At 52.3% G+C, this 14,985-nt stretch carries 12 protein-coding genes and 1 pseudogene; 4 read left to right on the top strand and 9 right to left on the bottom strand.

Annotated features, from left to right (window positions below):
* Positions 1-118: 118 nt before the first annotated feature.
* Positions 119-1,567 carry a tRNA uracil 4-sulfurtransferase ThiI gene (thiI, locus tag HA51_RS17200; protein WP_084935825.1) on the top strand — a complete coding sequence of 483 codons (1,449 nt, stop codon included), beginning with the start codon at positions 119-121 and terminating at the stop codon, positions 1,565-1,567.
* A 117-nt stretch (positions 1,568-1,684) separates the two neighbouring features.
* Here thiI and yajL read toward each other — a convergent pair whose 3' ends face one another.
* Both yajL and panE read right to left on the bottom strand, forming a co-directional pair.
* A complete protein-coding gene (gene yajL, locus HA51_RS17195) occupies positions 1,685-2,296 on the bottom strand; it encodes a protein deglycase YajL (RefSeq protein ID WP_084935824.1) in 612 nt (203 codons plus the stop codon).
* The gene (gene panE / locus HA51_RS17190; RefSeq protein ID WP_084935823.1) at positions 2,250-3,170 is read right to left on the bottom strand and encodes a 2-dehydropantoate 2-reductase; all 921 of its coding nucleotides are present in this window, start codon (positions 3,168-3,170) and stop codon (positions 2,250-2,252) included. The genes yajL and panE overlap by 47 nt, the downstream gene beginning before the upstream one ends.
* Before the next feature lie 124 nt (positions 3,171-3,294).
* On the opposite strand from panE, the gene HA51_RS17185 reads away from it, so the two are divergent.
* Positions 3,295-3,786, top strand: a complete 492-nt coding sequence (locus HA51_RS17185; protein ID WP_084935822.1) for a YajQ family cyclic di-GMP-binding protein — start codon at positions 3,295-3,297, stop codon at positions 3,784-3,786.
* Here HA51_RS17185 and HA51_RS17180 read toward each other — a convergent pair.
* On the bottom strand, positions 3,783-5,552 hold the full coding sequence (locus HA51_RS17180) for a sigma-54-dependent Fis family transcriptional regulator (RefSeq protein WP_084935821.1): 1,770 nt from the start codon (positions 5,550-5,552) through the stop codon (positions 3,783-3,785). The two genes, HA51_RS17185 and HA51_RS17180, sit on opposite strands and share 4 nt — an antisense overlap.
* A gap of 291 nt (positions 5,553-5,843) precedes the next feature.
* On the opposite strand from HA51_RS17180, the pseudogene exaC reads away from it, so the two are divergent.
* Both exaC and adhP read left to right on the top strand, forming a co-directional pair.
* Positions 5,844-7,363 (top strand): annotated as a pseudogene (gene exaC / locus HA51_RS17175) (acetaldehyde dehydrogenase ExaC).
* Between the two features lie 30 nt (positions 7,364-7,393).
* Positions 7,394-8,434 (top strand): alcohol dehydrogenase AdhP, encoded by a 1,041-nt coding sequence (gene adhP, locus HA51_RS17170; protein WP_084935820.1) that lies wholly within the window; start codon positions 7,394-7,396, stop codon positions 8,432-8,434.
* Positions 8,435-8,495: 61 nt separating this feature from the next.
* Here adhP and HA51_RS17165 read toward each other — a convergent pair whose 3' ends face one another.
* The 6 genes from HA51_RS17165 to cyoA all read right to left on the bottom strand — a co-directional run bounded on the left by HA51_RS17165 (position 8,496) and on the right by cyoA (position 14,862).
* Complete coding sequence (locus HA51_RS17165; protein WP_084935883.1) at positions 8,496-9,860, bottom strand: MFS transporter; 1,365 nt, start codon at positions 9,858-9,860, stop codon at positions 8,496-8,498.
* A gap of 246 nt (positions 9,861-10,106) precedes the next feature.
* A complete protein-coding gene (gene cyoE, locus HA51_RS17160) occupies positions 10,107-10,994 on the bottom strand; it encodes a heme o synthase (RefSeq protein ID WP_084935819.1) in 888 nt (295 codons plus the stop codon).
* 11 nt (positions 10,995-11,005) lie between these two features.
* Positions 11,006-11,335 carry a cytochrome o ubiquinol oxidase subunit IV gene (locus HA51_RS17155; protein ID WP_084935818.1) on the bottom strand — a complete coding sequence of 110 codons (330 nt, stop codon included), beginning with the start codon at positions 11,333-11,335 and terminating at the stop codon, positions 11,006-11,008.
* On the bottom strand, positions 11,335-11,949 hold the full coding sequence (locus tag HA51_RS17150) for a cytochrome o ubiquinol oxidase subunit III (protein WP_084935817.1): 615 nt from the start codon (positions 11,947-11,949) through the stop codon (positions 11,335-11,337). The genes HA51_RS17155 and HA51_RS17150 overlap by 1 nt, the downstream gene beginning before the upstream one ends.
* Positions 11,949-13,931, bottom strand: a complete 1,983-nt coding sequence (cyoB, locus tag HA51_RS17145) for a cytochrome o ubiquinol oxidase subunit I (RefSeq protein WP_084935816.1) — start codon at positions 13,929-13,931, stop codon at positions 11,949-11,951. The genes HA51_RS17150 and cyoB overlap by 1 nt, the downstream gene beginning before the upstream one ends.
* A 4-nt stretch (positions 13,932-13,935) precedes the next feature.
* Positions 13,936-14,862, bottom strand: coding sequence for a cytochrome o ubiquinol oxidase subunit II (gene cyoA / locus HA51_RS17140; protein WP_084935815.1), 927 nt, complete (start codon positions 14,860-14,862; stop codon positions 13,936-13,938).
* Positions 14,863-14,985 lie beyond the last annotated feature (123 nt).

Raw genomic sequence — 14,985 nt, 5'->3', positions numbered from 1 at the left:
AGGTGGTATACTTTTGCGCCTCGGATGCGGGCGCCTCTGCGATACCCGTAATTATATGATTTTACCAGTTAAGTGCCGATGCTTTTAGCACTTATTTGCCCAACGAAGCTGTGTCGCCATGAAGTTTATCATTAAGCTCTTCCCTGAAATCACCATCAAAAGTCAGTCGGTGCGTTTGCGCTTTATCAAAATCCTGACCGGCAACATCCGCAATACCCTGCGAACCCTCGATGACGAGATCGCCGTGGTGCGCCACTGGGATCACATCGAAGTGCGCGCCAAGAAAGAAGCGTTGCGCGCCGCGGTTATCGATGAGCTGACGCGCATTCCCGGTATCCATCATGTCTTGGCGGTAGAAGATCATTCTTATACCGACATGCACGATATCTTCGAGCAGACATTGGCGTTGAACCGCGAGCGTCTGGAAGGGAAGAGTTTCTGCGTACGCGTGAAGCGTCGTGGTAAGCACAGCTTCAGCTCAATTGATGTTGAGCGCTACGTCGGCGGCGGCCTCAATCAGCACATTGAGACTGCACGCGTGCAGCTGAAAAACCCCGATGTCACGGTGAATCTGGAGATTGAAGACGATCGTCTGCTGCTGATCACTGGACGTTACGAAGGGCTGGGCGGTTTCCCAATTGGCACGCAAGAAGACGTGCTGTCGCTGATCTCCGGTGGTTTCGACTCCGGTGTTTCAAGCTACATGTTGATGCGTCGTGGCTGTCGTGTGCATTACTGCTTCTTTAACCTGGGCGGTGCGGCACACGAAATTGGCGTGCGTCAGGTTGCGCACTACCTGTGGCAGCGTTTTGGTCGTTCGCACCGTGTACGCTTTGTGGCAATCAACTTTGAGCCTGTGGTCGGCGAGATCCTCGAAAAAGTGGATGATGGCCAAATGGGCGTGGTGCTGAAACGCATGATGGTGCGTGCGGCTTCCATGGTCGCAGAACGCTACGGCGTGCAGGCGCTGGTGACCGGTGAAGCCTTGGGTCAGGTATCAAGCCAAACGCTGACCAACCTGCGCTTGATCGATAACGCATCGGACACCCTGATTCTGCGTCCGTTAATCTCGCATGATAAAGAGCACATCATCGATTTGGCGCGCCATATCGGCACCGAAGACTTCGCGAAAACCATGCCTGAATATTGTGGTGTGATTTCTAAAAGCCCAACGGTGAAAGCGGTGAAGGCGAAGATCGAAGCCGAAGAACAGAATTTCGATTTTGAAATTCTCAATCGCATGGTGCAGGAAGCGACTAACGTGGATATCCGCGAAATCGCTACCCAGACGCAAGAGGAAGTGGTTGAAGTTGAGACCGTTGCTTCGTTCACTGGTAACGACGTGGTGTTGGATATTCGCTCTGTCGATGAGCAGGAAGATAAACCGCTGGCACTGGAAGGTGTGGAGGTGAAATCTCTGCCGTTCTACAAGCTGAGCACGCAGTTTGGCGATCTGGATCAGGGCAAAACCTGGCTGCTGTATTGCGACCGTGGCGTGATGAGCCGCTTACAGGCGCTGTATCTGCATGAGCAGGGCTTTAAAAACGTGAAGGTTTATCGCCCGTAAACACCCGGTGCGCATGAATGAGCACCCTACGAAAACGGCACTCAGTAACCGTAGGGTCGCCATTCATGGCGACCAAAACACGTAGCAAATCCTCAGGTCGCCTGCTGGCGACCTTTCTTATTCACGCTCTTCAAATTCCTGATAATTATAAATCCCTGCTGCAAGCACCAGCTGTGAAGCCACGTCACGCGCTTTGTCTTTATCCACCAGCAGGTCTATCAGCTTCAGCGCAAAATCCATTGAAGTACCCGGCCCTTGGCTGGTCAGTAGATTGACGCGCGGATCCCAGACGACGCGTCGTTCCATCCAATGTTTATCTGGAATGGTGTCACGCAAGCCAGGGAAACCGGTCATATTGCCGACCGGGAACAGGTCGTGCGGTATCAGAACCGTTCCCGGCGCGGCGCAAATTGCGGCAACAATTTTGCTGGAAAGATGAAATTGACGCACAGTTTCTACCAACAGTGGGCTGTCCCGGAACGTTTCTGCACCTTTCAGCCCCCCTGGCAGCACGATAGCGTCATAGTCATTATCCGCTACTTCCACTAAGGGGGCATCTGCCAGCAGGCGTACGCCACGCGAGCAGATAATCTCACGTGTACCGTCACTTTCAACACTGGCGGTGGTGACGCTCAAACCCGCGCGCACCAAGAGATCGATCGTGGTGACCGCTTCGATCTCTTCACTGCCATGTGCCAGGCAAACCAGAACCGATGCGTTCGCGCTCATATTGGGACTCCTTGCGTTTAATCAAATCGTACATACGGGTGTTCTCCGGCAATGAAATACCCTGTGCGCGGGCTCGGCGCAGCAAGTAGCCGGTGATGTAATCAATTTCTGTCTGTCTTTGCGCGCGTATGTCCTGCAGCATGGAGGAGGTATTGGCGGCCGTGTTATCGATCACGTCATAAATGATGTCACGCAGGTTATCGACCGCGATATGCTGGCCTTCACGCTCCATCACCCAGGCTATCTCTTCGCACAACGTCGCGATTTGTTGCGGATAAGCGCGTAGCGCATCGTTCTGACAATCATGTTCGACGCTGAGTGGGTTGATGACACAGTTCACCGCGAGCTTGCGCCAACTGGCGGAGGCAATATTGTCATGCCAGGCGACGTCCGGCAGCGCCTGGTGCAGAATATCGGCGATGTCGCTCAGCGCGGCACTTTCCCGGCTGGTTGGACCGATATGGGTGATGCCGTGCGCCACGTGTTTGATCACGGTGCCATCGCGCATCGCGGCGTGCGTGGTAATACCGCGCAGCAGAGGGTGTGAAAGCTCTTTGAGCTCTTCCAGCGTTCCCATACCGTTGTGCAGTAACAGGATCGGCACATGGGCGGGAAGCACGCTTTGCAAATTTTTCACCGCCGGAGAGACCTGAGGCGCTTTCAGTGTGACCAGTAACAGTTGGCTTTCGGCAAGAAACAGTGGGTCGTTGGCAATAAACGTGTGATTGCTGGCATGACCCTGCGGATCAATCACGTTTACCGAGCAGTAAGGCTGTGGCACGCGCAACCAGCCTTGAACCTCATGTCCCTGACGTGCAAGGGCGGCGAGCCAAATTTGGCCCAGGGCGCCGCAACCCAACACGGTAATTTTCATATCGCCTCCGCTGAGGGGTTCTCAAATTCACCACACCGGTAAGTATAGCTTTCCGCGTATCGTGTTTTATTAGCGCCATAAGATGCGTATTATGCATGTCACTTTAGTATCAGGAGAAGAAAAGATGCCATCTTTCGATATCGTTTCCGAAGTCGAACTGCCGGAAGTGCGTAATGCAGTGGATAATGCCAACCGTGAAATCTCAACCCGTTTCGATTTCCGCAACGTGAGCGCAAGCATTGAGCTCAACGAAAAGAATGAGACCATCAAAATCACCAGCGAATCTGATTTCCAGGTTAAACAGCTGGTGGATATTGTGCGTGAAAAGCTGCTCAAGCGCGGCATCGAAGGCGCAGCGATTGAAGTGCCTGAAGAGATCGTGCACAGCGGTAAAAGCTGGAGCGTCGAAGCCAAGCTGAAGAAGGGCATTGAAAGCGATGTCGCGAAAAAGCTCGTTAAACTGATCAAAGACAGCAAACTGAAAGTGCAAACGCAAATTCAGGGTGAAGAGCTGCGCGTCACGGGTAAATCACGTGATGATCTGCAAGGTGCCATGGCGCTGGTGCGCGGCGGCAACTTGGGCCAGCCCTTCCAGTTCAAAAACTTCCGCGATTAATCGCGTTTGTCGCGTGCAGCACGACGATAGAGCGTGCTGCGCGCCACCCCTAATGCCTCTGCCGCTTTACTGATATTACCGTTAAAGCGCTGCAGCGTGTCGCTGATCAGCCGTTCATCATGGCTCTGCTTATCTTCCGCTGGCAAGGCTACTCGACGATATTCTGCTGGCAAATGCACATCAGTGACTTCTTCGCCCTCATCGGCGAGCGCTAACAGTACACGCAGTAAACTGCGCAACTGTCGCACGTTTCCGGGCCACGGCAGCTGTGCTAATGACGCCAGCAAGGCCGGTGAAAGCTGAATGTCGCGTTCAGCACCGCCCAACTCCAGCCACAAACGGCTGATAAAGCCTTGCACATCAGGCCAGTCCCGCAGCGGTGGAATGGTCATGGAAAACTCTTGCAGTCGATACAGCAGATCCTCGCGGAATTCGCCTTCCGCCACCCGCTGCGCTAAATCACGATGCGTCGCGCAAACGACGGCGAAATTCACGGGCCAGCTGCGGCTGGAGCCCAGCGGTGCCACCTCTTTCTCTTGCAACACCCGCAGCAGACGGGTTTGCAGCGCCAGCGGCATATCGCCGATCTCATCCAGAAACAGCACGCCACCATCGGCCTCGCGAATTTTACCGATGTAGCCATTTTTGCTGGCACCGGTGAAGGCGCCAGGCTGATACCCAAATAGCTCGGATTCAATCAGTGCTTCCGGAATGGCAGCGCAGTTGATGGCAACGAATTTCCCGTCGCGCCAGCGGCTTTGTTGATGCAGTGCGCGACTGACGTACTCTTTCCCACTACCGGTTTCACCGTGAATACACAGTGAAACGCCGGCATTCATCAGACGAACCATTTTTTCGCCATCACGGCGCAGGGAGAAAGGTAGATCAACCGCCGGCTCACTCGGGGTGGCAAAGTGCTTACGATTGGGGGCACGCAGGCGGAAATAATAGCGTTGCTGCGCATAATCCATCGGTAAAGGAAGGGTGTTGGCTTGCTGTTCAAGCGGGGAAAACAGCTGCTGGAATGTCAGGGTGCCCAGTTGTTCGGTGCTCAGTTGCAGTTCTTTCATGGCCAAGCGATTGGCGGCCGTCAGCACGTTATCGGAGAACACCAGCAGCAGCTCGTCGCTGGTATCAATACCCTGTGGCTCAGTGTGCAGGCTCATCAGCCATTGTTGTGGGTGCAAGCTTTGCTTAACCCACAAATATTCAATCTGCTTTGCTGCCGCTTTTACCCAATGAAACGTTCTCGGATGCGGAAAGTGCGCTGGGCCAGAAATGTCCAACACACCGGCAATCTGACCGTTCGGCATTTGCAATGGCATCGCGGCGCAATAAAGGCCTTGATTGAGCGTCAGGAAATGTTGTTGTCCTTCAATCTCACAGCCGTCATCAATGGCTAATGCCGTGCCGATGGCATTGGTGCCGCGCCCGCATTCACTCCACAAATTACCGGGCGCGAGCGCAAAGCGCTGTGCTTTTTCCATCGATTGCATATCACCGAAGGTATTCAGCACCAGACCGGTGGCGTCAGAGAGGATCACCACCGACTGCTTTTCAGCCAGTTTCTGCGCCAGGAGTTTGATCACGGGCTGCGCAAACTGTTGTAAGCCGGCATTGCTGGCGAGCACATCCGCCAGCTCACCCTGTCGAACGCGAGGAAAATCATCGGCGGTGCGGTCAAGACCATACAGCTGGCTACGGAACCAGGAGTCGCTTAACAGCGGGTTGGAATTAACGGCAAGCGCGGCTGAATTTCCCTGCATTAGTAACCTCATGCCTAGCGAAAGTGTTGCAGCAGTGTAGCGTTACGGTTTCTGTGGTGTTGCGATACGCAACACAGATAAGAATTTTTGCTGACAGAAGCCACGCAGTCAAAAGGGTTATTGGCTTTATAAATTGATGATAGATAAAACTATTTTTTTAAAGTTAGCAAGCTGAAAAAAAATGGCACGGACGCTGCAATGGTGTATACGGCAGCGGGCTGTTCAATCTGTTGACCCACGGATTGCCGCTGCCAGCCAAGAAACACCTGACCCTACATTAAGGAGTTTGCGATGCGTTATGCACATCCCGGTACGCCCGGCGCTTTAGTCAGTTTTAAAGCGACCTACGGCAATTTTATTGCGGGCAAATTCGTAGAGCCGCTCAGCGGCCAATACTTCACTAACACCTCGCCAGTGGATGGCAGCGATATTGCTCAGTTTCCTCGTTCGGATGCGCGCGATATCGATTTGGCACTGGATGCTGCTCATCAGGTCGCTGACGCCTGGGGAAAAACCAGCGTACAGCACCGCGCCAACTTGCTGTTGCAGGTGGCCGATTGCATTGAAGCTAATCTGGAAATGTTGTCCGTGGCAGAGAGTTGGGACAACGGCAAGCCAATCCGTGAAACGTTGAATGCCGATTTACCGCTAGCGGTAGACCACTTCCGCTACTTCGCCGGTTGTTTGCGCGCTCAGGAAGGCAGTACTGCAGAAATTGACGAAACCACCGTGGCTTATCATTTCCATGAGCCGCTGGGCGTGGTTGGGCAAATCATCCCGTGGAACTTCCCGTTATTGATGGCGGCGTGGAAACTGGCTCCAGCGCTGGCAGCCGGTAACTGCGTCGTGCTGAAACCAGCGGAACAAACGCCGCTCGCGATTACGCTGCTGATGGAGCTGATTGGCGATCTGTTCCCGGCCGGTGTGTTAAATGTGGTGCAGGGTTTTGGTCGGGAAGCCGGTGAAGCACTGGCGACCAGTAAACGTATTGCCAAAATCGCCTTTACCGGTTCAACGCCGGTCGGACGTCACATCATGGCATGTGCCGCTGAAAACATCATCCCTTGCACGGTTGAGCTGGGCGGTAAATCGCCGAATATCTACTTTGCCGATGTAATGGACGGTGAAGCTGATTTTATCGAAAAAGCGGTAGAAGGCTTGGTGCTGGGCTTCTTTAACCAAGGTGAAGTGTGTACCTGCCCATCGCGGGCGTGATCCATGAATCCATCTATGACGCTTTCATGGCGCGCGTTATGGATAAGGTAGCCAATATCCGCCGTGGTGATCCGCTGGATACCGACACCATGATCGGTGCTCAGGCATCACGCCAGCAATTCGACAAAATCCTGTCTTATATCAATATTGCACGTGATGAAGGCGGGCAAATTCTTACAGGGGGCGATCGCGCCAGCGTCGCTGCTGAATTGGATAACGGATTCTACATCCAGCCAACCCTGATCAAAGGCACTAACCAGATGCGTTGTTTCCAGGAAGAGATTTTTGGGCCAGTGATTGGCATCACCACCTTTAAAGATGAAGCCGAAGCTTTGGCTATCGCCAATGAGACTCAGTTTGGCCTCGGCGCGGGTGTGTGGACGCGAGACACTAACCTGGCATACCGGATGGGCAGGAGTATCAAGGCCGGTCGCGTTTGGACTAACTGCTATCACATCTATCCCGCACACGCGGCCTTCGGTGGCTATAAGCAATCGGGTGTGGGACGCGAGACGCACAAAATGGCGCTGAGCGCCTATCAACAAACCAAAAATTTGCTGGTCAGCTATGGCACTGCGCCTTTGGGCCTGTTCTGAGTCCGCATCCGATCAAATGGAGAGTGAAAGATGAATATGCAAATCAAAACCACCATGAAAGCCGCCGTTGTGAAAGCGTTTGGCGAACCCTTAGTGATTGAGCAAGTGCCGGTGCCGCAAGTGGGGCCGGGGCAGATTCTGGTAAAAATCGCCGCGACCGGCGTGTGCCATACGGATCTCCACGCTGCTGAAGGTGACTGGCCAATTAAACCGAATCCACCGTTTATTCCCGGTCATGAAGGTGTCGGACAGGTCGTGGCGCTGGGTGAGGGTGTGAAGCATCTCAAACTGGGCGATCGCGTGGGGGTGCCATGGCTCTATTCTGCCTGTGGTCATTGTGAGCACTGCCTCGATAGCTGGGAAACGCTGTGTCTTTCACAACAAAATGCGGGCTATTCGGTCAACGGCAGTTTCGCGGAATATTGTCTCGCAGACGCGAATTATGTCGGGATTATCCCGGACAATATCGACTACAACGAAATCGCTCCAATCTTGTGTGCGGGTGTGACGGTGTACAAAGGCCTGAAGATGACCGATACCAAGCCGGGTGACTGGGTGGTGGTGTCCGGCATTGGTGGTTTAGGGCATATGGCGGTGCAGTACGCGGTGGCCATGGGGCTGAACGTGGCGGCAGTGGATATTGATGATGAGAAGCTGGCATTTGCTAAGCGCCTTGGTGCTAGCGTGGTGGCGAATGCGAAGAATGTCGATCCGGCTAAAGTTTTCCAGGAAAGCTTCGGCGGGGCGCATGGTGTTCTGGTGACAGCTGTTTCTCCTAAAGCGTTTGAACAGGCGATTGGCACGATGCGTCGTGGTGGCACTATGGTGTTAAACGGTTTGCCACCGGGTAAATTCGATCTGTCTATCTTCGATATGGTACTGGATGGGATTACGGTGCGCGGCTCGATTGTGGGCACGCGTAAGGATCTGCAGGAAGCGTTAGATTTCGCGGGACGTCATAAAGTGAAAGCGAGCGTGGCAGTTGAGCCGTTAACTAACATCAATGACATCTTTGCACGTATGCACGCAGGTAAGATTGAAGGGCGTATCGTGGTGGATATGTCACTGTAGTCATTGGAACGTCTTGTAGTGGCGCGAACTATCGCGCCACTACAAGGTGTGCAATCGTTGCTTAACAGCTGGCGAGCAGCGCTTCGATTTCAACGCGGCTCGTCACTTTACTGTCTATTTTGATATAGGCACTTTTCTCTTCTGGCACGATAAAGACTGAAGAGACACCTGGCTGCGCTTTTAAACGTTTTTCAAGGTTAGGCACCGCCAATACGGCATCACTGAGCACCATGCGCAGGCTGCTAACGTACGGTGGTTCCTGCATCGACATCGCCACAAACAGCCATGCTACTGCAACAATCGCGCCGACCAGGAACACGGTTTGTGCATCAAAGTGACCGAAGATCCAACCCCCTAAACTGCCGCCAATCGCCACGCCAATAAACTGACTGGTGGAGTAAATGCCCATCGCCGTGCCTTTATAGCCCGGCGGTGATTCTTTACTGATCAGAGAAGGCAGAATCGCTTCCATGACGTTGAAGGCCAGGAAGAACAGCTGTACGCCGATGACCAACGTCCAGAAATGGCCCGCCGCGCCCCACAGCACAATTTCCGCAATCAGAATTAACGCCACGCAACCGACGAACACGCGCTTCATGCGGCGCTTAACTTCGGCATAAATAATGAAGGGTACGACCGCTACAAATGCCACCAGCATAGTCACCAGATAAATTTTCCAGTGCTCTGATGCCGGAAGACCGGCTTGCTCAAACTGACCTGGCAGGGCGACGAAGCTCGACATCAGCAAAATGTGCAGGCAGAGAATACCAATGTTGAGTTTTAACAGCTTCGGGTTGGTAAGCACCGCACGAATGCTGCCTTTGACTATGCCGGACTCACGATTGAGTAAGTGATGAGGTGCGTTGGGCACCACCAGCAGCGTAATGACAATGCCGAGGCTGGCAAGGATAGCGATCATCCAGAATAGTGCGTGCAGCCCTAATGCATGGGTCACAATCGGTCCAACGACCATGGCAATCGCAAAGGTCACGCCAAAGCTGATACCGATAAACGCCATCGCTTTGGTACGGTTCTGCTCGCGAGTGAGATCAGACAATAGCGCCATAACCGCAGCAGCAATTGCCCCTGAACCTTGCAGCGCACGACCCAAGATCACGCCCCAAATGGAGGTGGTCATTGCGGCTATTACGCTACCGAGAACAAAAATGAATAATCCACCGACAATGAGAGGCTTGCGACCGACGCGATCGGAAAGCAAACCGAAGGGGATCTGGAATACTGCCTGTGCCAGACCATAGATACCAATTGCCAGACCAATTAAGGTTTCACTGGCACCCTGTAACGCCATACCGTACGTGGTAAGCACCGGCAGGACCATAAACATTCCCAACATGCGCAGGGAAAAAACAGTGCCTAAACCCCATGTAGCCCTAAGCTCTACTGGAGTCATTTTATTGTCGTTCATTCCAACCTCTGTAAGTTTATGCCTTTCATACTTCAAGCCGCAGATGCGTTGGCTGCGCACGTTCACCCAGGTCACTAATATCCAGGGATTCACGCACATGCCGCCTGCCAGCATCTCGAATTATTTTGGGCATTTAGCTCTCATTTTAGGGAGCAGGGCAGGGCGGGTAAAACATTTGTTATTAAGCAGTGGTAACAAAAAGAAAGGGCGCGAAATTCGCGCCCTTTCTGGAGTTGCGGAGCTGTATTACCAGACGTAAGTCAGCAGGTCTTTTGATGCCGGTGTCATGAAATCAACCGACATCATCACGCTCAATGCGGTGATAGCGACAATTGAGAACACAAACAGTTTACGCGCCCAAACTTTATCGTTTGAAGTTTTGTAACCTGAAAGTGCCATCCCAAGCCACCACACACTCACTGCCGCAGCAACCACCAGATACTTGTAACCCGCATATCCGCCGAGTGTCAGCATCAGAGTGGCAATCATAAACGCCAGGATATAGAGCGTAATATGATTTTTTGCCACCGAGATACCTTTCACTACGGGCAGAACCGGGATGTTGGCCGCCTGATAATCCTTAAAGCGGAAGATAGCAATCGCGTACGAGTGCGGCATCTGCCACAGGCTAAAGATAGCCAGTAAGATCAGGGCACCAGCATCAAACTGGTTGGTGACTGCGCAGTAGCCAATGACCGGTGGCGCTGCACCAGAAAGGCTACCAATCAGTGTGCCGTAGACTGAATTACGCTTCATATACAGGCTATAAACGCCTACATATACGACGAAGCCCATCACCGCCAGCCACATGGCCAGCGGGTTAGCACCGAAATACAGCAGCGCAAAGCCAGCAATACCCAATGCGGTTGCATAAACCAGGCTTACTTTCGCCGAGATCAGGCCCTTGACCAGAACACGGTTCCGCGTCCTCTCCATCTTGATATCGATATCGCGATCAATCACGTTGTTGAAAACACAACCTGATGCGACAACCAGCGATACACCCACCAGTGCGTAGAGGAACAGGGTGTAATCAATGCTGCCTTTTGAAGCCAACAGGAATCCACCGATCACAGAAATTAAATTGCCGAAAATAATTCCTGGTTTTGTTACTTGCAGGTATTGCTTAATCATTACGCGACTCTTTAGTGAACCATCATGTTGTAGTTCAGGTTCCACATAATCCACAGTGAGCCTACTACAACAATCAGAATGATGAGTGCTGAGAAGACAATGGCCACCATGTTCCAGCCACCTTCTGATTTGCTGTCTAAGTGCAGGAAGTAGACCAGGTGTACTAACACCTGAACCACTGCACACACCAGAACTACACCCAGAATGGTACCGTGAGATGCGCCGCCATCCATTACCATCCAGAACGGAATACCGGTCAGGATGATAGAGAGGATGAAGCCGATCATGTAAGACTTCACACTACCGTGAGAAGCGCCATGTTCGTTAGCAGAATGACTCATTACATGGCTCCCATCAGATAGACAACGGTGAATACGCAGATCCACACCACATCCAGGAAGTGCCAGAACAAGCTGAGGCACATAATACGGGTGCGGTTAGTGGCAGTCAGACCACGTTTAGAAACCTGGAACATCATCACAGCCATCCAGATCAGGCCCGAGGTCACGTGCAGACCGTGGGTACCAACCAGCGTAAAGAACGCTGACAGGAAGCCGCTGCGGTCAGGACCGAAGCCTTCCATGATCAGGTGATGGAATTCATAGATTTCCATACCGATGAAGCCGGCACCAAACAGGAAGGTCAATGCCAACCAGCTGATGACCGAACCCTTGTTCTGGTTGTTCATCGCAATCACTGCCATTCCATAAGTAATGGAGCTGAGCAGCAGGAGCGCGGTTTCAACCAGCACAAACGGCAGTTCAAAGATGTCTTTACCTGCCGGGCCACCGGCAGTGTTATTGACCATAACTGCATAGGTCGCAAATAGGGTTGCGAAGATAATGCAGTCACTCATCAGGTAGATCCAGAAGCCAAAGACTTTATTGGCTCCTGCATCGTGATGCCCATGCTCCGCATGGGCGTCGTGGTGGTGTTTTGCAGTTTCAGTAGACATTATTTGAGACCTGCTTTGCGGACTTCATCAAAGTGCTTGTTCTCGATCTGTTCAACTTCGGCAACCGGTACGTAGTAATCCACGTCTTCGTCGAAGCTTTTCACAATCCAAGTCACGATAGTAGCCAAGAAGGTGAGGCCAGCCAGCCACCAGATGTGCCAGATCATCGCGAAACCAAATACGGTCATGAATGCTGCGATAATCAGAGCTGCGCCGCTGTTTTTCGGCATATGAATTTCTTCATATTTTTCTGGCTGTTTGTACGCTTCGCCTTTCTCTTTCATTTCCCAGAACGCATCACGCTCGTGGATATGAGGGATCACAGCAAAGTTGTAGAACGGTGGCGGTGAAGAGGTTGCCCACTCCAGCGTACGACCGCCCCACGGGTCACCGGTCAGGTCACGGTTCTGATCACGGTCACGTACAGAGACCCAGAACTGGATAACCTGGCACAGAATACCGCATGCAATCAGCGCCGCGCCGCCTGCTGCAACAACCAGCAGTGGGTGGAACTGAGGATCGATGTCCTGGCTGATACGACGGGTCATACCCATGAAGCCCAGCGCGTACAGCGGCATAAAGGCAACGAAGAAACCAATGATCCAGAACCAGAATGCACGGATACCCCATTTTTCGTTCAGGGTGAAGCCGAATGCTTTCGGGAACCAGTAGGTCACGCCAGCCATACAACCGAACACCACACCACCGATAATAACGTTATGGAAGTGTGCAATCAGGAACAGGCTGTTGTGCAGAATGAAGTCCGCACCTGGAACTGCCAGCAGAACACCGGTCATACCACCAATAGAGAAGGTAACCAGGAAGCCGATAGTCCACAGCATCGCTGAGTGGAACTCAACGCGACCCTGATACATGGTGAACAGCCAGTTGAAGATTTTCACGCCGGTTGGAATGGCGATGATCATCGTCATAATACCGAAGAAGGCGTTAACGTTCGCACCGGCACCCATGGTGAAGAAGTGGTGCAGCCAAACGATGAACGACAGTACGGTAATCGCGATGGTTGCCCACACCAATGAGGTGTAACCAAACAGACGCTTTTTAGAGAAGGTCGCAGTGACTTCAGCGAAGACACCAAACACCGGCAAGACAAGGATATAAACTTCCGGGTGACCCCAAACCCAAATCAGGTTGACGTACATCATCATGTTACCGCCCATTTCATTGGTGAAGAAATGGAAGCCGAGGTAACGGTCAAGCGTCAACAGTGCCAGCGTAACGGTCAGTACCGGGAACGCAGCGATGATCAGGACGTTGGTGCAAAGCGCTGCCCAAGTAAACACAGGCATCTTGAACAAATCCATGCCCGGCGCACGCATCTTCAGAATGGTCACGAAGAAGTTGATACCGGTCAGTGTCGTACCGATACCGGACAGCTGGAGACTCCAGATCCAGTAATCGACCCCGACGCCAGGACTGTATTCCGCGCCCGAAAGCGGTGGATAAGCCAGCCAGCCAGTCTGTGCAAACTCGCCCACACCCAGAGAAAGGTTCACCAGGATCACACCGATCGCAGTAAACCAGAAGCTCAGGTTGTTCAGGAACGGGAAGGCAACGTCACGTGCACCGATTTGCAGCGGTACCGCGATGTTCATCAGACCTACCACGAAAGGCATCGCCACGAAGAAGATCATGATCACGCCGTGAGCGGTGAAGATCTGGTCGTAGTGGTGCGGTGGTAGTATGCCGGCTTCGCCTGCGGAAGCCATCACTTGTTGGGTACGCATCATAACCGCATCGGCAAAGCCGCGCAGCAGCATCACGAATGCCATGATGCAATACATAATACCCAATTTTTTATGGTCGATGGAGGTGAACCATTCTGACCACAGATATTGCCACTTACCAAAATAGGTAATCGCGGCAACCAGTGCCAGACCACCCAAGATGATAGCAGCAACAGTTACCACGATAATGGGTTCGTGGTATGGCACTGCATCCAGTGTTAATTTTCCGAACATCGTATTATTCCTCGGCTCCCGCAGCAGCGGCGTGATTCATGTCCATGCCTTTGTGCTCTGGCATGTCCATCTTCCCGTGGCTCATCATGAACTTATCAATAACCTGCTTGAACAGTTCTGGATTCGCAGTTGAGAAATATTCCACTGGGTGATTTTCGCTTGGCGCAGCCAGTTTCTCGAAATCATCCATGTTGGTCAGCGCGTTAGGTGCCGCTTTAACTTTATCAACCCACTGCTGGAATTCAGCATCGTCTTTGGTTGCAATGGCTTTGAACTTCATGCCAGAGAAGCCGCGACCACTGAAGTTCGCAGAGATACCGTCGAATATTCCTGGCTCATTGGCGATCAGGTGCAGTTTAGTCTGCATGCCCGCCATGGCGTAGATCTGGCTACCGAGCGTAGGAATAAAGAAGGAGTTCATTACGGAGTTTGAGGTGATCTTGAAGTTCACCGGAGTATTTGCCGGGAAGGCAAGCTGGTTAACGGTTGCAATACCCTGTTCAGGGTAGATAAACAGCCATTTCCAGTCCAGCGCTACAACATCAATCTCAATCGGTTTCACGTCAGAGACGAGCGGTTTGCTTGGCTCAAGAGCGTGAGTCGATTTCCAGGTCAGCACGCCGAGGAAGATAATGATCAGGATCGGAATGGTCCAGACCACCGCTTCTACTTTATTAGAGTGTGACCAGTTAGGGCTATATGTTGCATTGGTATTGGATGCCCGATATTTCCAGGCAAAGAATACCGCCATGAAGACTGCTGGGATAACTACGATCATCATCAAGCCGAAAGCTGTCAGAATCAACGAACGTTGCTCCAGTGCAATCTGTCCTTTGGGATTTAACAACGCACTATCACAGCCACTGAGTAATACAGCGCCTGCAATTAATGACAAAATCCCCAAACTTTTATTGTATTTCCTGAGTCTCATTTAACGACCTCAATGACATAGGGCTCTATTGTCGTTTAAGTGTGCGCGCATTTTACGGGAAGGTTTATGCAGTGTAAACCAGCTTAAGGATGTGTCAGATGGCTGTTGACACCTTTTGCTAAG

The sequence above is a fragment of the Pantoea rwandensis genome, assembly GCF_002095475.1.
Classification (GTDB): domain Bacteria; phylum Pseudomonadota; class Gammaproteobacteria; order Enterobacterales; family Enterobacteriaceae; genus Pantoea; species Pantoea rwandensis.
This window is presented reverse-complemented; position numbering and strand designations above follow the sequence as displayed.